Origin of the sequence: Nocardioides sp. Root190 (genome assembly GCF_001428565.1) — a bacterium.
Lineage (GTDB): Bacteria > Actinomycetota > Actinomycetes > Propionibacteriales > Nocardioidaceae > Nocardioides.
Genome location: NZ_LMIA01000011.1, coordinates 188,388 through 209,350 on the forward strand (window position 1 = coordinate 188,388; position 20,963 = coordinate 209,350).

Sequence of the window (20,963 nt, forward strand, 5' to 3'; positions counted from 1 at the left end):
ATGTCCCGCGCGACGAGCGAGGACAGGAGGTCCAGTGGACACGGACGGTGGCATGGCCAGCGATCCTCTCTTGGCCACGCTCCTGGACGTCCGGTCGCTGTTTGATCCGGGGTCCGCGCTCACCCTCACTTTGAGGGGTGCTCTCGATGCTCTTGGCCAACGTTCGTCCGTGGCTTGGGTCGCGCTGGCTGAACCGGACGGCGGCCTGGTCATTGAACAGGTCCTGGGCGAGCGCACATCGGAGCTTCCCGAGCTCTCGGTCGGCGCGGGGCAGGGCCTGACCGGGAACGTCTTCGAACGGGCGGCCGTGCACTGGGTCGATGAGTACGTCGCCGCGTCATCGATCACCCACGAGTTCGACTCCGTCATCGAGGCTGAGCGCATCCGGCGGATGATTGCGGCACCGCTCAGCGTGGACAACGCCGTCCTTGGTGTCCTCTCCGTCGGCAGCCGTGATTTTGGAGTCTTCGGTGACCGGGTCATCAGCGACGTCGAGCAGCTCGCCCGTCGAGCCAGCAATGCCCTGGCGATTGCAAGAGCTGCCAGGGCGAACGCGACGGCGGCTGCGCTCGCCGAGCGCCGGCGCGTCAGCGAAGAGCTGCACGACGGCGTCGGCGCACTGCTCTTCTCCCTCGTCTCGCGCACCGAGCGGCTGCAACGCCGGATAGGGGAGACCGAGGTTGGGCTTGAGGTCGGCGCCCTTCAGGAAGAGCTCGCGGAGGTCAGCACGATGGTGCGCACCCTGGTCAGCGGATGGCATCAGAGCGCCACCGACGACGTCTGTGCTGAGGTGACCGGCATAGTCGATGACTTCGAGCGGCGCACCGGCTTCGACGTTCTCGCACTCTTCCTCGGTCGGGTTCCGCGACTCGATGCCGCCCGGATGCAGGCGGTGACGCGGTTTGTCGGCATCGCGCTGTCCAATGTGGAACGTCACAGCAAGGCATCCCGCGTCACGGTCACCGTTTCCGGCCTTCCTGGGCAGGTTGCCGTCGCCGTCTTCAATGACGGCCCCGCCCCTGCCTATCTCGTCCCCGGGGTGGGACTTGGAGGAGCCGAGGAGCGGATCGCGCGCCTCGGGGGATCTCTTGACCATCAGGGAGATGACAACGTCGGATTCACCGTCCGAGCCAGGATCCCGGTTTGACGCGCGTCTTCGTCGTCGACGACCACCCGGTCGTCGCTCAAGGCGTCGGCTGGGCGTTGGACGACGAGCCGGACCTGGAGTTCGTCGGCGCAGCTCCCACGCTCCACCAAGCCGTCGCCGCTGTCGCTGGCGCACGGCCCGACGTGGTGCTTCTCGACGTGCGCATCCCTGACACTGACGTCGTCGTGGCAGTTCGGGATCTTCTGAGGGCCGCGCCCGGCGCTGCCATCGTTCTCTTCACTGCGGATCCCTCCCATCCGTACGTGCGCGCCGCTCGGGCTGCCGGTGCCGTGGCCACCGTCTCGAAGGACACCGCGCCCGCTCGGCTCCGCGCAATCATCCGTTCGGCCGCCGTCGGAACGCGGCTGGATGAGGATGATGCGATCACTGCTCTGCTTACGCCGCGGCAGCAAGACGTGCTGGTACGGGTTGCAACGGGCATGACGACGATCGAGATCGCGACCGAGTTGAACCTGCAGGCCACGACGGTCAAGGCATATTGGCAAGAGGCGATGCAACGTCTCGGTGTGCGTAATCGCGCGGAGGCCATCGCATCGGCCTATCGGCGTGGGCTGCTCTGACACGTACCATCGCGCATTGCGGTGGACCCACGCTGTCACCAGCCCGACGGGCGGCAAGCAGCCGGGATGAGCTCGGACCTGGTTCACGGCAAGTGAGTGGCGCCAAAGGACGCGGTCGAAACCAGACCGACGACGGGGCCCACGCCAGCGCTAGGAGATTCGAATTACCCGCAGTTGCTGCGACCGCCAACTACTCAAGAGCACAACCGAAATGACGCCGGTCACACCTCGCTTTCAGCGCCCTCGTCTCGCACGACGCAGCGTTCGTACGCCCATCTCGAGCAGAAAATACGAGCCACCATGTTTGATGACTTGCTTCTCAGATGGTTTGTGACAACCCTCATTCACCATGGGCTCGGCGACGAGTCTGTACCTTCTCGCCGCCAGCCATGGAGGCTTGTGGAGGCGGGTTGCCCATGCCTTCCACGTGGCCATGTCGATCGCGATTGATCGCGATGGGTTGGCCCGCCGGTGCCGACCTGCCGACCGTCTCTCTGATGGTCTTCTTCCTCGTGGCGTGTGGCATGTTCCTGAAGCTCGCCGTGTCGACGCCGCATCACCGGATGCTCAACGCTTACCACGCGTGGATGATGGCCGCGATGGCCCGGATGAACATCAGCATGGATTCTCATTTGCGCCACGCTCCGTCCACTGCCGGCAGCCAAGTAAGCGGCCATTCAGGGCATTGCCACGACCACGCAGCGCACGCCCACGATGCAACCATGGCCAAGCTGCCGGACACGGCCTCGTCGACGGTCGCACCCGGAGCATCAGACTGGCTCCCATCCCCTGAGCTGGTACTTGGCGCAGCGTTCGCTGTGGCAGCGGGCCACTGGTTTGTGGCGGCTTGTCGTGGTGTTCGCCTACGGCGCATGTCGTCCATTGGCGGTGGGGCCCAGAAGCTGCCATTTTCGCTTTCGCGCACCACGGGCATGGCGTCGCACGCGACGATGGCGGCGGGGATGTCACTCGTGATCGGGGCACACAATGTGTGCTGCCCGGTCCTCTGACCGTGGCCAATGCCTGACCGGTCTCGGATCCACCCCAAGCCGATGATCATGTCGGCATGGATTTGCAACATGATCCGCGCGGCGGCGTCCGTGATCCCCTCCATCGGGAGGTGATGGACTCCACCTCTGGCGGGATACAACGGGCATACGCCCCTCTCGATCTCTAGGAGCTTCACAATGCTGGAAACGCCGGTCCGGCCCCACGCCGCCAACCCAGCGACTGCCCCGCTTGACGGACTGGGCCAGTTGTTGCCGCGGCTCGCCGCGCTCCGCCCCGACCACGTCGCGCTGATCACCGACACGCGGAGCCTGACGTTCGCCGAACTGGACCGCGAGTCGAGCCGGGTGGCCAGGTCCCTTCGCGACCGCGGCGTCGATCCGGGTGATCGGGTCTCCATCTTCTCCCAGAATCGATGGGAGTGGATCGTTGCTTACCACGGAGCGCTCAAGGCCGGGGCGGTCGTCAACCCGCTCAACGTCATGCTCACGGCAGAGGAGGTTGTCTTCGTCCTGTCCGACGCCGGCTCTTCGGCCCTTCTTGCCTCCGGTGAGCGACTCGACGCGGTAGGCGCCGCACTTGCCGAAGTTGCATCGCTGCGCCTTGTCGCCTCGTTCGACGACACTGTCCACGCCGCGGAGCCCTTCGGTGACTTCCTCTCCCTCGACGACGACCCTGAGTTCTGTCCACACCCCGTCGAGCCCGAGGAGCTCGCCTGCATCGCCTACACATCCGGGACCACAGGCCATCCCAAGGGTGCGATGCAGTCGCACCGCTCGTTGGTGCTGAACTGTGCCTACACCGCTACCATGCACGCCCGGAACTCCGACGACGTGGTGGTGACCGCGTTGCCCGCGCCGCACGTGTACGGCAACGTGGCCATCAACGGCACCTTCTTGGTCGGCGGGACCGTGGTGTTGATGACGCGGTTCGACCCCGCTGGCGCTCTGGAGCGAATCAGCCGGTACCGGGCAACCCTGTTCGAAGGCGTGCCTGCGATGTACGCCCTGCTTCTCGCCGACCCCGGCCTCGATGGGGCGAACCTCGAGTCCCTGACCCGAAGCACCGTCGGGGGTCAGACGATCGCCGAGTCCGTGATCGATGCCTGGGAGCAGCGCAGTGGCGCTCCCCTGATCGAGTTGTGGGGCATGACTGAGCTGTCCGGTTTGGGCACCACCCACGCGGTACATGCGCCCAATGTCCACGGATCGATCGGCGTCGCACTTCCCGGCATCGAGATCAAGGTGGCTGACCCAGAAGACGCCCGGCGGGAGTGCGCCACCGGCGAGCCGGGCGAACTGCTGGTGCGTGGTCCGATCGTCACCATGGGTTACTACAACAATCCCACGGCTTCTTCGGAGACGATCGAACCTGACGGTTGGCTCCATACCGGCGACATCGCGACCCGCGACGGCTCGGGCCATCTTTTTGTTGTCGACCGTCTCAAGGACCTGATCGTCACCGCCGGCTACAACGTCTACCCAGCGGAGATCGAGCGGGTCCTGATCGGCCATCCAGCGGTCTCCCTCGTCGCCGTCGGGCGGGAGCAGGACGAGATCAAGGGCGAGGTCGCCCACGCCTATGTGATTCTTGCCGACGGTCACGTGCAGGACACTGAAGCGCTGCTGTCACACTGCCGGAGGTACTTGTCGGCCTACAAGGTGCCACGAGCCATCCACTACGTCGAGGCCCTACCCACGACTTCCAGCGGGAAGCTCATGCGGCGCAAGCTGCGGGACGCCCGCGCCGAGCGTCGTGCCGGTGGGTGAGGCATCGATCGACCAGCCGACGTGACCTTCCTTCTACTAGTGGCGGGCAGCCACTCCGGACCCCAAGTGTCGACCAGGTGCCCTCCCTTCTCGCGAGGCACATGAGGCGCGAGCTTCTGTCCTTCGTCGGGTGCTAATGGGCGGCATCCACGTTAGGGTTCCCACGTGCCAAAGAGGTCAACTGCCGGACCACGTCCCGCCTCAACCAGGGGGCGGCCCGACCAGCGCGAGGCGATCCTGCGGGCAGCCGCCAAGACCTTCGCCGAGAAGGGTGTGCACGCGAGCACGACGCGGGAAATCGCGGACCGGGCCTCGATGCAGTCGGGCAGCCTGTACTACTACTTTGAGTCCAAAGAGGACATGGCTGTAGACGTCGTATCTGTCTACTTGACCGATCTCATTGGTCAGTACGAACGAGCGTTGGCAACACAGCAGAGTGCAGTTGACCTGCTCCGCGAGTTGTTTCGCCTATCCCTTGAGATCACTGAACGTCATCATGACGAGGTCGTGATCCTCTACCAAGATTGGCAGATCCTCAGCGCAACCGATGAATCGCTTCCCATGCAAATGGATCGGGTTGAGACCATCTGGTGCGATGTCATCGAGAAGGGGATCGAGCTCGGCGAACTCCGCGCCGAGGTCGAGCCCCGGATTGCTTACCGTACAATCATGGGTGGAATCTCGTGGGTCCCCCGGTGGTACCGCCACGACGGGGAGTTCAGTCTCCGCGAGATTGGCGCGATGCAGGCCGAGGTCATTCTGTGTGGGCTCAGGCAGCCGCCGAGACTCTAGTTGGGGTTATCTCTCCACTCGATCAGTCTGCAAGGGCGAGCGATAATCTGAACGCTCTGTGAAGGCGCAGTTCCGGTGGCGGAGCAGTCGCGTCCTCGCGAAGGCCTCGGATCGGCAGTGTTGCTCCGAAACAGTGAGAATCGCGGCTAGATGGCGGAGTCGATGTCGCCGGCAGGTTTAGCAACTCGGTTTTCCTGAGACCCTGGGCTACTAGAGGATGGGGCTGCCCTGAGTTTGGTTGATGCCTTGATATGCCCCAGGTTCGGTGGAGTCGGCAGTCTGGAACTCTTGTGCTCAGATCGTTGAAGGGATCGTCAATGCCGAAGCTGTATCCCAAGGAGTTCCGCGACGACGTCGTGGCCGTGGCCCGTCAGGGCCAGGCCCCGTTGGCGCAGATGGCGAAGGACTTCGGGATCTCCGAGGGCTCGCTGACGAACTGGACGAGAAGGCCGACATCGAGGACGGGTGACCGTCCCGGTCTCACTGACGCCGACCGTGTCGAGTTCGGCAAAAGCGAAGAAGCAGATCCGGCTCCTTGAGCAGGAGAACGAGGTCCTGCGTCGGGCCGCTGCGTATCTGTCCCAGGCGAACCTGCCGGGGAATAGTCTTGCCCGCTCGTCCGTGAAATGGCCGCGACCGGTGCCCTCATCAGGGCGCCGGTCGCGGTGGCGTGCAGGGTCCTGGGTCTGACGGCTTAGGGGTACTACAAGTGGCTCAAGGACCCCGTGTGCCAACGTGACTGGGACAGCGCGCACCTCATGGATGTCCCATATGAGTTGCACGGCGACGACGCCACGCTGGGCTACAGATTCCTCACTGACGAGCTCGACCTCGAGCACGTCATCACCGTCAGGGAGAACCGCGTGCACCGGCTCTGCCGCATCGCTGGCATCACCACGTCGCATCACAAGAAGCGCACCAAGGCTGGCTCGACCGGCCCTGCGCCGCATGACGACCGCTCGCCGTCGTCGACAAACACGGTGTTGTCCGGCACGGGCTCACGGCCGATGGACCGAACAAAGTGTGGCACTGGGACATCGCAGAACACCCCACGCGGGAAGGGAGACTCTACGTCTGTGCGATCAAGGTCGGGTCTGCTGCAGCATGCATTCGGTGGGGCGTCCTACGTAGGTACATGGATAGGTATTCACGCGGTTTCGATCGACAACCCCTTCAGCGACGATTCATGAGGTCACAGCAGTGCAAGCACCCCAGAGTGACCGTGACGCAAAGTGAAGCAAGCGCTCGATTGATCTTGACTGATTCGGCGCCCCCTCTTGGTTAACGGCCCCTACGCGCGAAAAGAGCAATGCAAATGTCTGAAGCCTTCGACCTCAACTGGCTCGTCTCAGTGGACGACCATGTACTGGAGCCTCCGCATGTCTGGCAAGACCGGGTGCCATCCAAGTACAAGGACATCGCCCCCAAGATCGTGCGCAAGGACGGTCAGGAGTTCTGGACGTACGAAGACAAGCGAGTCTCGACGCTGGGGCTGGCGGCTGTTGCGGGACTCTCGAAGGAGCAGTTCACCCTGGATTCAGTTTCCTATGCGGACATGAGGCCCGGATGCTATGACCCGGTCGCTCGCTTGGAAGACATGGACCGAGCGGGGATTCTCGCATCGATGTGTTTCCCGTCGTTCACGCGGTTCTGCGGCCAAGTCTTCTATGAAGCGAAGGACAAGGAACTGGCAATGATCTGCGTCCAGGCGTACAACGACTGGATGATTGATGAATGGTGTGGCTCAGCTCCCGGCCGCTACATCCCGCTCATCATTATCCCGCTCTGGGACCCGCGGTCCGCGGCCAAGGAGATTGAACGCTGTGCCGCAAAGGGTGCACGTGCGCTCTGCTTCTCTGAAAACCCCGTACCTTTGGGTTTGCCGAGTATTCACGATGCCGGGCGATACTGGGATCCGGTCTGGCAGGCTGCTCAGGACACGCAAATGATTGTGTGCATGCATCAGGGATCTTCCAGTACGCGCATGCGCATGGGTGAAGACAGCCCAGAGCTCTCGAGCATGTCTTGGGCAATCGGCGCCCAGAGCAGTGGAACGCTGCTCGACTGGTTGTTCGGACCGGTTTTCGTGCGTTTTCCTGGAATCAAAATCGCGCTTTCTGAGGGTGGAATCGGCTGGATCCCGTATTTCTTGGAGCGCGCCGAACAGGTCTTGGACAAGCAGCGGTTCTGGGCATCCGACGGGGACGTCCGTTACGACCTTGCGAGCGGCAAGGTGAAGAACGTCGGAGAACTGGAGGTCGACCTTATGACCCTAGACTTGCGTGCGGTGTTCCGTGAGCACGTCTACGGATGCTTCATCGACGACGTCACCGGAGTCCAGAACCTTCAGGCGATCGGCGTGGACAACGTGATGATCGAGACGGACTATCCGCACTCCGACTCGACATGGCCAACGTGTATCGACTTTGCCCGTAAGCAACTCGACGGCCTCGACGAAAAGACGCAGTACGCGATCCTGCGAGGGAATGCCGAGAGGGTGTTCCGGTTCAAGGCATATAAGTAGCCACCGTCGTCTAAGGGCGCCCGATTTTCTTCGGCACCGGCGCGGGCCGCTCGGTCGATTTGGGACCGGCGGTACCGCGCCTTCCTTGCCATCGCGTGGACTGCGAGTTGCTCCACTCTCGAAATCAGTCTGGCCCCAGCATGTCTCGTGGCTGGGTCGCAGACGGACGCGAGACCCGGTGCCTCGTGACTTCGTTGGTCACCGCGGCTGTTCGGCAGGTCGCACTCTTGCACCGTCGCGGATCGTCAGGTCGGTGACCGCACTATGCAGGTCGGGTTGCTGCGGTCAACCTGTGGCTCCGACGTAGGTCCCTCGCGGGTCGTGCCAGGCAGGATCCGCTTCCTCCTCCGCTCGCCGGTCTTGCCGCAAACGCAGGGTGGCGTCGGCGGGGATCGCGGGTCGGCGGCTGGCCGTTCGTGTGGTTGCGCCAGCGCGCTGAGCCAGTCTTTGCCCACGACTTGTCGCCGTAGGTCTATTTCGGCGCGAACACCAGCGCAGTACCGGACGGCGCCGCGAGCGCGCGCGGCACTGGGAATTCGCGAGTGCTGGGTGAGGTTCCCCGGTACGTTGAATTTCTCGGGAAGCATCAGTCGAATCTCTTGAAGGCCCAGCGGAGTCGCTTTGAGTTCGCCTTGAAGGTCTCGCCGGCGCAGTACCTGCCCTATCTGGCGACCCACTTCAACGTTACCCGGGGCTTCGCCAGGCATTCGAGAAAGGTGTGTTGATGGGCAAGGTTTGGGGATGACCAAGCTCGACATTCTGGACGCGATCAAGTGGGGGATGATCTTCGGCGGGCCGGCTGCGATTTCCACCGCGGACGAGGCTGTCTCCGACATCCTTGACGACTGGGTCTGAGAGCCGTTGTTTCGGCGAGGCGGGAGCCGGGCGGCTGCGACTCACGAACCCGCGTCGACCTTGAGGCCGTTGAGGATGATGTCGGCCTGCATGAGCCCGATCTCGGCGAGGGTGTAGGGACCGTTGTCGCTGAACCATCGCGGCCGCCCATGATCGTGCGATACATGACGCGCGGGTCGAGGTCGTCACGGAGCTCGCCACTGCCCACGCCTTCACGGATCACTGAGCACCAGATATTCTCGACGTGATCCATCTGCTCACTCAACGTGGGGTCGATGGAATTCAGTGCCTGCCAGTCCTGATATAGAATCACGACTTCATTGCGATGCCGCTCGGACGTCTCGAGTGACACTTGAAACAAGTTTCGAAGTTTCGAGATAGCAGCAGTGTCTGTCGAGATAGCACTTTCGTATCCTGCCGTCAGCGTTCTCAGGTAGTTGGACACTGCTTCAATCGCCATCTCTTCCTTCGAGGCGAAGTGGTAGTAGAGGCTGCCTGACTGCATAGAGGCACGATCAGCGATCTGTCTGGTGGTGCTGGCGTGGAAACCCTTCTCTGCGAACGTTTCTACCGCCACCTGCAAGATCTTGATGCGCTTAGCCCTTGCTGCGGCTCCCGTGGTGGGTTGAGCGAGAGGAACCTTCTTCGGCATTTGGAGATCCTATAGGTGTGAGGTGTCGGCCTGACGGGCCTCGAGTGCCGCGCGGGGTTGCAGGGGACCTGCCTGTGGCTGTGTCCTCAGCGAGCATACCTTGATCTCAATCAAGCGCTTGGTATTGTTGGCGAGTTTCAGAGATCCGTTCACCGGCTGAAAGGGGCGCCTGATGAGGCAGTCCGGACCCATGGCCGGAGCGGTGCTGCCGCCGGGACTCGTCACGATCGCCGGTGGGTTCCCGCTGTTCCGGTCGGGCGTCCTGGTTGGTGGGCTGGGCATCAGTGGTGCTGAGCGCGAGGACATCGATGTTGCCAGCGCATGCATCACCGCTGGTGGCTTCGACGACGTGGACATGATCGAAGCTCTCCGTCGATCCCAACCCGCGGTCCCCGCCTTCGAAGTCGATCACGTCGAAGGCGGGCGACCCCTATCTCGGCCTTGGCCTGGTCGAGCCCGTGTCCGAATCGTTCTCGGTGATCCAACTCGCGATCTGGGTGCGCGCCGTGAAGTTGAGTTTGCTGAGGATATTCTGCACATGGGCTTCTGCGGTGCGCTGGGAGATCACGAGAGCGGCTGCGATCTGTTTATTAGTGTGACCGCGCGCGATCAGGTGCGAAACTTGAAACTCGCGCGCGGTCAGAACTGATGTGCCTGCGGGTCCAGCCAATTTATCCGTTCGTTCGGCGGGCAGAGCTCGCTCATCGAGGGCATAGTCGATCGCATCTTCGATGCGCATCTGAAGGCCGGCTTCGAACGCGGATTGGAAGCCCTGATGGCCCAGTGCTGCCTGCGCTCGGCTTTGGTACGTCTCATGCATGGGTGCCGACAGGCCTTGCGTCACGAGCGTGCCGCCCGCGTCGCACATGATGGCTTCGGTCGCACCGAAGAGCCTCGCCGCGCGCTCGGCATCATTTCGTTCAACTGCCACCCAAGCCAGCGCATCGATATTGAGCGCCATCAGGTTTCGGACGTCGAGTCCCTTGCGCAGCATGAGGCTCTCTCGCTGTGCATCAACTGAGCCGGAGAAGTCGCCAGCCTTGCATCGTTCGACGCCCGAGGTGAACAGGGCGAAGGAACGAATCCAAGCCTCGCCTGCAGCGGCGCATAGACTAAGGCATTCATGGAGCACCTCCTGCACGTCAGACTCGTCATTGGCGCTCTTGGCCGAGGCCAGCACCGCAAGGTCATAGGCTGCTGAGGCTTGGTCGTTGAGGTGCTTGTGCGCGTCCGAGGCCCAACGGAGCTCCTTGACCGCCTGGTCGAAGTCCCTTCGGAACAGCATGGCCAGGCCGCGCATCTGAGCCACATAAGCGGAGCCCCGGGGATCTTCTAGGTCCTGGGCAAGGGACGCAGCCTCGTTGAGCATGCGGTCGACGGCCCCAAGTTTCCCGGTCTGGCCATTCGTCAGATGTGCGCATGTGCACAGCGCCATGAGACGTTCGGGGCTCGGTTGGGGATCATGAGCGAGGAGTCGATCGAGCCAGTGGCGGCCTTCGGTGGATCGCGCGCTGGCCATCCAATAGTGCCGCAGGCGAGAGGCGATGATCAGTCCATGTGTGGCTTCGCCTGGCGTGGTCAGGCAGAAATCCAGTGCGACGCGGATGTTGCCGTGTTCGAGCCGCAGGGTCTGAAGCAACTCCGGTTGTTTCGGACTGAACCAGTCCGTCAACATTCTGTCGACCAGGTGGCCACACCAATCCCGTGCCCGCAGCCGCGTGGTTACCCTCTCGTTGAACTCGTCGAGTCGGTCGGCGCCGTACTCGCGTAGTGTTTCCGCGAGCCTGTATCGGGTGTCTCCCGTAGTTCGATCGGCCGTTACGACCGACTTGTCAACCAAGCCCTCAAGGTGCTCGAATACCGTTTCCGTCGGGTCGTCCGTGTCAGCGCAAACCTGCTCGGCGGCGAGGAGGCTGAACCCGTCGACGAATACGGAGAGGCGAGCCCACACTCTCTGTTCTGCTGGCGTGCACAGCGAGAAACTCCAGTCGATCAGCGCGCGCATCGTCTTTTGGCGTGGCAGAGCGGTCCGGCTGCCGCCCGCGAGCACGTCGTACCGGGAGTCCAGTCGTGCGTGCAGTTGCTCCACTGACAGGGCGCGAAGACGGCCTGCTGCAAGCTCGATCGCGAGCGCAATACCATCCACTCGTCGACAGATGCTGGCGACGGTCTGGGCGTTGCCTTGGTCTAGGCGAAAGTCGGGGTGCACTGCAGAAGCTCGCTCGACGAATAGGGCAACCGCTTCGTTGCGGGCCAGTGTCTCGAGTGAGGCTTCTGCATCGGGCCCGGGCGGCGCGAGCGGCTCAACTTCGACGCAGTGCTCGCCCGGGATGCGTAGCGGCTGGCGGCTTGTCGCCAGGATTTTTATGTTGGGACACGTCTTGAGCAAGGTATCGGCCAGCACCGCGCACGCGTCGAGAACGTGTTCGCAGTTGTCCAAAACCAGCAGCATCCGTCGCTCGGCAATCAGATCCGAAATTGCGGCGACGGACCAGTCTGCCGCTTGCTCTACGACCCCCAACGCAGCGACCACCGATTCGCCAACAAGGTTAGGGTCGTCGAGGCCCGCAAACTCGACCAGCCAGACACCGTCGGGGAATGCGCGTTGAACGGCGGAAGCTGCACGCAGGGCCAAACGAGTCTTGCCGACTCCGCCCATGCCGGTGAACGTGACGAGGTGGGCGCGCTGGAGTTGGACTCGTACGGCGGCAAGTTCTTGTCGGCGTCCGACGAAAGTGGTGACGTCGACAGGCAGATTGCTGTTTCGCCGATTGGCGAACGATTCGGTCATCTCGTAGCCATGCTAGCTCCCCGCAACTTTGCACGGTGTGAGGGCCCTGGCCCTCGGAGGCTTGTCCCTGACAGAGAAGCGACGACAGCTGCCACGATCTTGGCTGGGATGAGGGCGCCGCGAAGTTCGCCTGAAGGCGAAAAAGTCGCAGGCGCATTCTTCACGTGGTCGGGTGGCCCATGCTCGAGACGGCCGTGCGTATGTAGCAGGTAGATCCAGGACCGCAGAGGCAAGCTGCTTGCCTGCGGCGTTGAGTCTGGCCGAGGACCCGACTTCAGCAAACCGCACCGAGGGCGACGCAGACTTGAGTACCGCTGCGGCAATGGCGTCGGCCTACGCGGGCTTGGGTGACCGATCGCCAAAGGCTCTTGGGCGATCGGGACCGTGCGGGTGTCGCCTCGCAAGGGTTGCGGTGACCCGCGGGGACGTGCGTCGACGCCCTCGTTCGTACGCCACATTGGTGTGGCGATAAGCGTCATTGCACAGGAAGTCCGTGTCGAGGAACTGTGCGTGGTCCACCGAGTTAACGGAAGGGTTGATGAATAGCGGTCGGCCAATCAAGAAGCCTAGTCGAGATGACTCTTGGATCTTGAAGGTAGTTCGCTGTCCCCGACATGAGTGCGAGAGAATGACATAGGCGCCAACCACACGCCCTTCATGGACAGCTAAGAGCCCATCTCCATACTTTGCGATGGCGGTTCGGTCGACAACCCATTCGCCGGCAGCGGCATGGCGTACCTCCAACGAAGCGGGATCGGCGTTGGTGTTGACGTTGACAATGATCACGTGTTCGTCCTCTTTGCTCGTTTCGCAGCCAACGGATCTGATCGTCTGTCGGTGCGGTGCCGCCCGACAGACTTCTTGGCGTGCGCGAGCGTCGGCGCGCCGAGCGCGGAGATTCGGGGCGATGCGGGGTCACCCCAGCCGTGTCCAGGCCCAACCAATGGTGACGCGGGCTCACGCGCCAAAGCCGTCCTTCGGTGGCGTGGGGCAGATCGTGTGGCGCTGTCGGATCGCGGCATGGTCATTCGTTCCTCGAGGGGCGGTACGACGTTGCGAGGAGGCCAAGAGCTGCAGCAACTCCAAGAGTGGCCGCACCGAGCGCCCACAAGGGACCGTTTAGATCGAGACCCAGCGTCGCATCGACGGACCAGGCGCCGGGCCCGATGGACGCCATGGCGACTGCAAGCATTGCCGTGAGCAACGCGTACTCGAAGCCACCCTTGAAGACGAAGTAGCCCTTGCCCCGATGGTCGGTCACGATGGCAACGGTCATCAGTCCCACGAAGGCAGCGCTTGCCCCGGTCGTGATGAAGCCAGTAGTGATCAGTAGGCCCGCGACCACCTCGGTGGCCGCAGCGAGCCGCGCGTGCAGGGCTGCATGGCGAAAGCCAATGCTGTCGAACCATCGAACGGTCCCGTTGATTCCGCCATGCCCGAAGACCTTGATTAGTCCGTGGAGCACGATCATTGGTCCAATGGCCAGCCGGATGATCGCGGCTCCGAGATCTATCTCCACGTCCCCACCTGCGGGTTGGTCGATGTGAGTTTGCTCGAATCCGGAGCGACGCGAGACGAGCGGGCTGTGGGCAAAGCGCAGATGATTCCGTGGCGGCCGGCGGCGACAAGCGCAAGACCGGCCGCGACGGAGAGTTGGATCCGCTGGGGGCCACGTTCGGTCTTGATGAGGCAGGTGCACAAGCAACCACCTGCGACCTCCGCGTGGTCGACATCAATTCGGACAGCTAGCGGCCACGACCCGCTCGGGATCTCGCTCTCGGCCGCCGACGGGTTCGGGGCGTTGTCTAGGTCGAGTGTTTCCAGGCTGCGGTCTGGAAGGCTGACGGTGAGTTGCGTCCTGCCTTCGGCCACGGGCGTGACGCCCACGATCACACGGACTCCGATCCCGACGCGAGGCCGAGGGTTCGACTCTGCTTTGTCGAACTCGTTGGGGGGCGCGTCGAGTCTGATCGATGACATCCGGATCCGTTCGTCGCGCGTTCGCATGAGCTGCGTTGACAGTCCAACTTCGCACCGTGGTCGGTGCCAGAACTGCTGTGGACTCAATGAATCGTCGCTGAAGGGGTTGTCGACCGAAACCGCGTGAATACCTATCCATGTACCTACGTAGGACGCCCCACCGAATCCATGGTGCAGCAGACCCTGCAGTTCGCCGATCGTGGTGGATGTTCGGGTTGAGCGTCGAGGTAGTCCTTCATCGTTCGCTGGAATCGCTCGTTGCCGCGGGTTGATGATCTCGGTGAAGGTGCGTCCCTGGATCTTGACCGCGATGATGACCAGCCGTATCGACGGCGCTCCAAGACTGGTCGGTAAGCCGTGCTTTTCGACATCGCCTGAGGCCGTCGGCAGGTCTTGCGAGATGTGTCCGGGATGTCCTGCCCGAACAAGCTCTCAACTCCACCAGAGCAGCAGGTGCCAGCAAGGTCGTCTCTGATCCGCCGGTTCTCGCTTTTCGGGTGTGGGTGAGCGGGACTCCCGCGGAATATTGACCTCGTTGACAGGGACCGGCGTCGGCGCTGGCATGCCTGCCTGAGAGACCATCGCTCAGCCGTAGCCCGTCAGGGCGGCCGCCAGAGCCACAGGTACCTCCCTGCTGCCGGTCGAGCCTCCTAGCAGAACGGCGAGGCGGCTTGCGATCTCGGGAATCGCCGGGGTGTTGAGAGTGCTAAAACGGGCGGGAGCTCGACGGCGTGTGTCTGGGCGTGGGGGAGGCCGAAGATGCCGCCGAGCATGCGACAGATCTTGTGGTCCAGCCGTGACCCGGCGGAGGCGAAGGCCACGCTGCGAGGTAGCAGCCGTAGAGGGCGGCCCCTCGCGGTTCGAGGTCGTCGGGGTTCGTCACGATCCTGCGGAGCCCGATTCACCAGGGCGCCCGACGTTGACCTTGTACGGCGCGGCAATCGCAGTGCTCCGCGACGGAGGTTCGCCGTGCGCTCGGCGCCGGTGACATCGCGGTCGTCTACGACCCTTTGGGCCGGTTTCACTCCCGCATGGTGCTGGCCCACGTGGCCTGCTGGGGACTGGCGCGTCAGCTCACGTTGTCTGGGCGCCGAGGCGGACGGCAGCCGATTGCAAGAGGGGAACTGCGCGGCCGACGAGGTCGTCTGTCATGCGGATAACGGGGCCGGAAACCGACACGGCCATCCATGATTGCCCTGGTGCGGCCACTGGAACAGCGATGCAGCGAACACCCATCTCCTGCTCCTCGGAGTCCTCAGCCCAGCCCCGTTCGCGAATGTCTGCGAGTGCCTCGACAAGAGAATCCTCGTTCGTCAAGGTGTGTTCTGTGTAGGCAGGCAAGCCGACCCGCGCTGCGACCCGCCGAACCTGTGCCTCGCTGAGCTGCGCGAGCAGGACCTTGCCGACACCGGTGCAGTGCATCTCGACCGATCGCCCGATCTCGGTAAACGTCCGCATCGTGTGAGGTGACGGGACCTGGGCGACGTACTGGGCATGGTCACCAGCGACAATCGCAAGATTCGCAGTTTCGCCGAGTTCGGCGACGAGGTCGGCGAGCACGTCTTGAGTATCAGGACCGACCAGTGCCGTCGCAGCTGTCCCGAGCGGGACCAGACGAAAGCCTAGCGCGTACTCCCGGTTGGGAAGACGACGTACGTAACCGCGATCAACAAGGGTCTGCAGCAATCGGTGAATCGTCGGCAACGGTATCGCCGATGCCGCGCCGATCTCGACGATGGACAGATGGCCACCTGCGGCGGCCACGATCTCCAGCAGGTCGAGTGCGCGATGGATCGATTGGACGCCCCCGATGGACCTGGCCCTCCCCGCATCGGTTGACAACCGGCTCTTCCCTCCGTAATTTCATTCAGCAGATATAGATTTCCACAATTCGGAAATAATTGCAAGAGGTGGGAGTGCTCATGAATGAACGTGTTCGTGTCGGACGTCTGGACATCGCCGCGGAACTCGAGCGGTTTGTGTCGGAGGAGGCACTGCCTGGCACCGGGATCGACCCCGACACCTTCTGGCTCGAAGCAGATCGGATCTTCACTGATCTGACCCCGCGCAATCGTGAACTCCTCGAGAGACGAGACGAGCTGCAGGGTCAGATCGATGCCTTTCACCGGGAGAGTCCGGGTGTACCTGAGTCAGGGGCGTACGAAGCCTTCCTGCGAAAGATCGGCTACATCGTCGACACCGTCGAGGACTTCGCGATCTCAACGAAGGGGGTCGACAGTGAAGTCGCGAGCCAGCCCGGCCCTCAGCTTGTCGTGCCGCTGCTCAATGCCCGTTTCGCGACCAACGCAGCAAATGCCCGCTGGGGCTCGCTCTACGACGCCCTCTACGGAACGGACGTGATTGATGAGGGAGCAGGTAAGGCAAAGGGAAGTTCGTACAACGCTGTGCGTGGCGACGAAGTCGTGCGTCGTGGGCGCCGCTTCCTCGACCAGCACTTCCCTCTCGCCCAGGGTTCGCACGCTGACGCCCATGCCTACGCCGTCGTCGGTGGCGATCTGGTCGTGATGCTGGGCGACGCTGCTGCGATCTTGGCTGACCGCACGCAGTTCGTCGGGCACCGTGGTTCCGCTGGCGAACCAGAGGCCGTCGTTCTGGTGAACCACGGTCTGCACGTTGAAATCCAGATTGACCGCACGCACTTTATCGGCGCCACAGATGCTGCGGGAGTCAAGGATCTTGTCCTTGAGTCAGCTGTCAGCACGATCATGGATCTTGAGGACTCTGTCGTCGCTGTCGACGGTGCCGACAAGGTGCTCGGCTATCGCAACTGGCTGCGACTGATGCAGGGCTCGTTGACCGAACAGGTCTCGAAGGGTGGTGTCACCTCCACCCGATCGATGAACTCCGACCGCTTCTGCACGGGTCCTTTGGGAAACGCGATCACCCTCCACGGCCGCTCGCTGTTGTTCATTCGCCAGGTCGGTCACCTGATGACCACTGACGCCGTCCTCGACGCCGACGGCAATCCAGTTCCCGAGGGGATCCTCGATGCGTTGGTCACCGGACTCGGCAGTCTGCACGACCTGCGGGGCCCGCACGCCGGCGGCAACTCCCGGGCAGGGTCGATGTACGTCGTGAAGCCCAAGATGCACGGCCCTGAGGAGGTCGCCTTTGCGTGTGAACTGTTCGCCCGCGTCGAAGAAGCGCTCGGCATGGAACGGCTGACGATCAAGGTCGGCATCATGGATGAGGAGCGACGGACCTCCGTCAACCTGAAGGCCAGCATTCACGCCGCCCGTGATCGTGTCGCCTTCATCAACACAGGCTTCTTGGATCGCACCGGCGATGAGATCCACACCTCGATGCTTGCTGGCCCCGTCGTACGCAAGGCCGACATGAAGAGCGAGGTCTGGATCGCCGCCTACGAAGCCGCCAATGTCGACGTCGGCCTCGCGTGTGGAATGCAGGGTCGTGCGCAGATCGGCAAGGGCATGTGGGCCGCGCCGGACAACATGGCAGAAATGCTTGAGCAAAAGGTTAGCCATCCGCAGGCAGGGGCGACGTGTGCCTGGGTGCCTTCACCTACGGCCGCAACGCTCCACGCCATTCACTACCACCAGGTCGACGTGCTGCACCGCCAGCGCGACCTGATCGGCCAGGTGCGCTCAACACTTAAGGACCTCCTCGCCGTCCCCGTGGGAGATCCGGCTGACTGGCCCGCTGCGGACCGGCAGGTCGAGCTCGACAACAACATCCAGGGAACGCTCGGTTACGTCGTACGCTGGGTCAATGCGGGCATCGGTTGCTCAAAGGTGCCCGACATTCACGGCACCCCGTTGATGGAGGATCGCGCGACCTGCCGGATTTCCTCGCAGCACGTCGCCAATTGGCTGTTGCACGGCGTTGTCACCGAGGCCGAGGTCGAGGAGTCGCTCCGTCGGATGGCGGTCGTTGTCGATGCTCAGAATGCCGATGCCACGGGATATTTGCCGATGGCTCCGGGCTTCGACGGAGACGCTTTCGGTGCAGCACGCGATCTCGTGCTTCTGGGCAAGGCTCAGCCGAGCGGATACACCGAACCGATCCTGCACCGCCGCCGGATCACCCACAAGACGACAGGACGACCATGACACTTTCACTCCAGACCGCCCGTGCGATCATTGCCGCTGTCCGTGAGGCTGGGGCCGATCAAGGTCTCAATCCGGTGACCGTGGTCGTGCTCGATGCCGGTGGACATGTGGTGGCCGGCGAACGTGAAGACGGGTCGTCGATTGGGCGGTTCGCGATCGCCCACGGCAAGGCCCACGGCGCCTTGGCGCTCGGGGTCGGGTCCCGGGCGCTTATGGCCCGGGCAGAGCAACAGCCCTACTTCATCGCCGCAGCGACGTCGGCCATCGGGGGCGCGCTTGTCCCCGTGCCCGGGGGAGTGCTCATCCGAGACGGACAGCACCTGATCGGCGCCGTGGGCGTCACCGGTGACAGTTCCGATAACGACGAGACCGCAGCGGTTGCAGCGGTTCTTGCTGTCGGTCTGGTGGCTATCACGGGCTGAGCCGCAGCCGAAGCGCATCGACAGAAAATTCTATCGAGCGCTTGACCGGTTGCCCTTGCCGTGACGATAATCAGTGACATGCGTCCCCCCACTGCCCGTTCCGCCCTGATTTCGTTCTTGTCTGATCATCAGGCAACGGCAGGAGCTTGTGAGAAGTCGCAGCGCAGGGCGATGCGCCGAGGTGCAGTGCGATGAGCCTTCGCGCGCAGCGCGGAGTTGCCCTGGTGACCGGCGCCGGCAACGGGCTGGGACAAGCCACTGCGATCGAGCTGGCATCGCAGGGCTTCGCGGTTGTCGTCAACGACTTGGGCACGACGTTTCAGGGAGGCCCGAGCGCTGATGACGGCGCGGCAAGCACAGTCGAGGCGATCGTGTCGGCAGGTGGCCAAGCGGTCATCGATCGGTCATCGGTCAGCGACCCCGACGGCGCAAACCGCATGGTCGCTCTGGCTGTCGAGTCCTTCGGTTCGCTCAATGTGGTTGTCCACTGCGCAGGGGTGATCCGGGACCACACGATTGCCAACATCTCCGACGACGACTGGGACGTCGTCGTCGACACCAACCTCCGCGGGACGTTCCTCGTCACCAGAGCAGCCCTACCGCATCTTAAGAAGGCGGAGTCTGGATCGGTGATCACCATGTCTTCGAGTGCGGGGATCATCGGCAATATCGGATCAGCAAACTACGCGGCCGCGAAAGCCGGCGTCGTGGGTTTCACGAAGGTTCTCGCCCTGGAACTGGAGCGACACGGGGTCACGGCCAACACAGTCGTGCCGTTTGCATTGACCCGTATGGCGGGGACTTTGCCGGACGACGACCCGCGATTGGCGAAGCTGTCGTCGATGAAGCCCGAGCGAATTGCTGCATTCGTTGCAGCATTGGTGGACCCGACGTCCTCAGACATCTCGGGGCAGATCTTTGGAGTCCGGGGGAGCGAGATCATCGCGTACTCCCAGATCAGGCCCGTCGCCCGCGCTGTCCGCAGCGGCGGATGGACCACCAACGATCTGATTAGCGGCGGACTGGCAGCACTTCGACCGAGTTTGACTCCGTTGGTTCCTTCGACTGAGATCTTCAACTACGACACGCTGGACTGAGGCCCGATGTCAACGACACTTGCCGGTCTTCACGCGGGCGACACCCTTGTCGTCGGCCAGTGCGCCGGTGAGCCGACTTTCCTGACCGCCGAGGTTGCGCGTTCGCGGGACCGCATTACCGGCGCGACCGTATATCGAGGGATGTCACTCAGTCATACGCTGACATCGCGGCACGCCGATCACCTGCGCTTCCTTTCAACGGGGGCCCTGGGCACGAACAGCGAGTTGTTCAAGGACGGCGTTCTCGACCTGCTTCCGGTCCCGGTTTCTCAGATTCCGGTGCTGTGGAGGACTGGACGGATGCCCGTCGATGCGGTGTTGGTCCAGGCTTCGCCCGCTCAACCGGATGGCACCTGCTCCTTGGGAGTCAACGCTGACTACCTTCCTGCGGCGATCGAGACGGGCGCGATCGTCATCGCCCAGATCAACGACCAGATGCCGGTGACCAAAGGCGATACGAGGATCAGGCCGGAGCGGTTTGCTGCCTCGGTCGTCTACTCACAAGAGCTCGTCGAGTTTCCTGACGCTCTGCCGTCGGCTCGTGACCGAGAGGTGGCAACCCACGTGGCCGGCCTCGTCCATGACGGAGCGACCATTCAGGTTGGCGTCGGCGGACTGGGGACCGCCATCTGTGAATCACTGACGAACCATCGTGACCTCGGCATTCACACAGGACTGCTGACCGACAGTCTGGTCGGCCTCGTGCGCCGCGGAGTCGTGACCAACTCGCGGAAGCCGATCGACCAGGGTCTGGTGGTCACGCCGGTGGTCATGGGTTCCCGGGAGACCTATGTCTGGGCCGACCACAACGCAGAACTTTCCGTCCGGCGGGTTGAGTACACCAACGGCATCAGGACTCTGGCGCAGATCGCAGGCTTCACCGCTATCAATTTCGCGCTGGAGGTAGACCTCTACGGCCAAGTGAACTCCGAGTACGCCGGCGACCGCTACATCGGCGCGATCGGTGGCCTACCTGACTTCGGGCGGGGTGCCGTCGAAGCCGAAGGAGGTCGCTCGATTATCGCGATGCGCGCCGCGAGCAGTGACGGCACCCGTAGCCGGGTTGTGCCGCGACTGGGAGGACCGGTGGTGACGGCGCCGCGATCTGACGTCGACTTCGTCGTTACGGAGCACGGCGTCGCAGATCTTCGTGCAGCCTCAGTCGCTGACCGAGCAAGACGCTTGATCGCAATTGCGGCCCCGCAGTTTCGGTCGGAGCTGGAGTACCTGGCGAGGTCCATGTGATGAAGACGG

Annotated in this window: 15 protein-coding genes and 2 pseudogenes; 13 read left to right on the forward strand and 4 right to left on the reverse strand. The window is 63.1% G+C overall.

Features of this window, described 5'->3' with window-relative positions:
- The first annotated feature begins 52 nt into the window (after positions 1-52).
- From ASE01_RS18055 to ASE01_RS18085, 8 genes are all read left to right on the forward strand, one after another.
- Positions 53-1,147 carry a GAF domain-containing sensor histidine kinase gene (locus ASE01_RS18055; RefSeq protein WP_162260313.1) on the forward strand — a complete coding sequence of 365 codons (1,095 nt, stop codon included), beginning with the start codon at positions 53-55 and terminating at the stop codon, positions 1,145-1,147.
- Entirely contained in the window at positions 1,144-1,728 is a 585-nt protein-coding gene (locus tag ASE01_RS18060; RefSeq protein WP_056755549.1) for a response regulator transcription factor, read from the forward strand. Before ASE01_RS18055 ends, ASE01_RS18060 begins: the two co-directional genes overlap by 4 nt.
- A 455-nt stretch (positions 1,729-2,183) precedes the next feature.
- Positions 2,184-2,738, forward strand: coding sequence for a DUF5134 domain-containing protein (locus ASE01_RS18065; protein WP_056755553.1), 555 nt, complete (start codon positions 2,184-2,186; stop codon positions 2,736-2,738).
- Between the two features lie 177 nt (positions 2,739-2,915).
- A complete protein-coding gene (locus ASE01_RS18070) occupies positions 2,916-4,505 on the forward strand; it encodes a class I adenylate-forming enzyme family protein (RefSeq protein ID WP_056755557.1) in 1,590 nt (529 codons plus the stop codon).
- A 165-nt stretch (positions 4,506-4,670) separates the two neighbouring features.
- Positions 4,671-5,297 (forward strand): TetR/AcrR family transcriptional regulator, encoded by a 627-nt coding sequence (locus ASE01_RS18075; protein ID WP_082606199.1) that lies wholly within the window; start codon positions 4,671-4,673, stop codon positions 5,295-5,297.
- Between the two features lie 317 nt (positions 5,298-5,614).
- Positions 5,615-5,836, forward strand: coding sequence for a transposase (locus tag ASE01_RS18080; protein WP_056755564.1), 222 nt, complete (start codon positions 5,615-5,617; stop codon positions 5,834-5,836).
- A 219-nt stretch (positions 5,837-6,055) separates the two neighbouring features.
- The gene (locus ASE01_RS25585) at positions 6,056-6,487 is read left to right on the forward strand and encodes a transposase (RefSeq protein WP_414858537.1); all 432 of its coding nucleotides are present in this window, start codon (positions 6,056-6,058) and stop codon (positions 6,485-6,487) included.
- A 125-nt stretch (positions 6,488-6,612) separates the two neighbouring features.
- Entirely contained in the window at positions 6,613-7,821 is a 1,209-nt protein-coding gene (locus ASE01_RS18085; RefSeq protein ID WP_056755756.1) for an amidohydrolase family protein, read from the forward strand.
- Positions 7,822-8,833: 1,012 nt separating this feature from the next.
- Here ASE01_RS18085 and ASE01_RS25590 read toward each other — a convergent pair.
- A pseudogene (locus tag ASE01_RS25590) lies at positions 8,834-9,328 on the reverse strand (TetR/AcrR family transcriptional regulator); the annotation flags it as partial.
- Positions 9,329-9,518: 190 nt separating this feature from the next.
- Here ASE01_RS25590 and ASE01_RS25595 point away from each other — a divergent pair.
- Positions 9,519-9,596: pseudogene (locus ASE01_RS25595) on the forward strand (hypothetical protein); the annotation flags it as partial.
- A 162-nt stretch (positions 9,597-9,758) separates the two neighbouring features.
- Here the strand turns inward: ASE01_RS25595 and ASE01_RS25295 are convergent.
- The 3 genes from ASE01_RS25295 to ASE01_RS18100 all read right to left on the reverse strand — a co-directional run bounded on the left by ASE01_RS25295 (position 9,759) and on the right by ASE01_RS18100 (position 15,941).
- Positions 9,759-12,119, reverse strand: a complete 2,361-nt coding sequence (locus ASE01_RS25295; RefSeq protein ID WP_082606201.1) for an ATP-binding protein — start codon at positions 12,117-12,119, stop codon at positions 9,759-9,761.
- A 1,024-nt stretch (positions 12,120-13,143) separates the two neighbouring features.
- A complete protein-coding gene (locus ASE01_RS18095; protein WP_056755572.1) occupies positions 13,144-13,638 on the reverse strand; it encodes a DoxX family protein in 495 nt (164 codons plus the stop codon).
- A 1,535-nt stretch (positions 13,639-15,173) separates the two neighbouring features.
- Positions 15,174-15,941 (reverse strand): IclR family transcriptional regulator, encoded by a 768-nt coding sequence (locus ASE01_RS18100; protein ID WP_056755573.1) that lies wholly within the window; start codon positions 15,939-15,941, stop codon positions 15,174-15,176.
- Positions 15,942-16,021: 80 nt separating this feature from the next.
- Here ASE01_RS18100 and ASE01_RS18105 point away from each other — a divergent pair, with 80 nt between their 5' ends.
- From ASE01_RS18105 to ASE01_RS18120, 4 genes are all read left to right on the forward strand, one after another.
- Positions 16,022-18,190: a malate synthase G gene (locus ASE01_RS18105; protein WP_056755759.1), complete on the forward strand. Its 2,169-nt coding sequence runs from the start codon at positions 16,022-16,024 to the stop codon at positions 18,188-18,190.
- Positions 18,187-18,612, forward strand: coding sequence for a GlcG/HbpS family heme-binding protein (locus ASE01_RS18110; RefSeq protein WP_056755575.1), 426 nt, complete (start codon positions 18,187-18,189; stop codon positions 18,610-18,612). Before ASE01_RS18105 ends, ASE01_RS18110 begins: the two co-directional genes overlap by 4 nt.
- 191 nt (positions 18,613-18,803) lie before the next feature.
- On the forward strand, positions 18,804-19,709 hold the full coding sequence (locus ASE01_RS18115; protein ID WP_056755578.1) for an SDR family NAD(P)-dependent oxidoreductase: 906 nt from the start codon (positions 18,804-18,806) through the stop codon (positions 19,707-19,709).
- 6 nt (positions 19,710-19,715) lie between these two features.
- A complete protein-coding gene (locus ASE01_RS18120; RefSeq protein WP_056755581.1) occupies positions 19,716-20,954 on the forward strand; it encodes an acetyl-CoA hydrolase/transferase family protein in 1,239 nt (412 codons plus the stop codon).
- Positions 20,955-20,963: the final 9 nt, after the last annotated feature.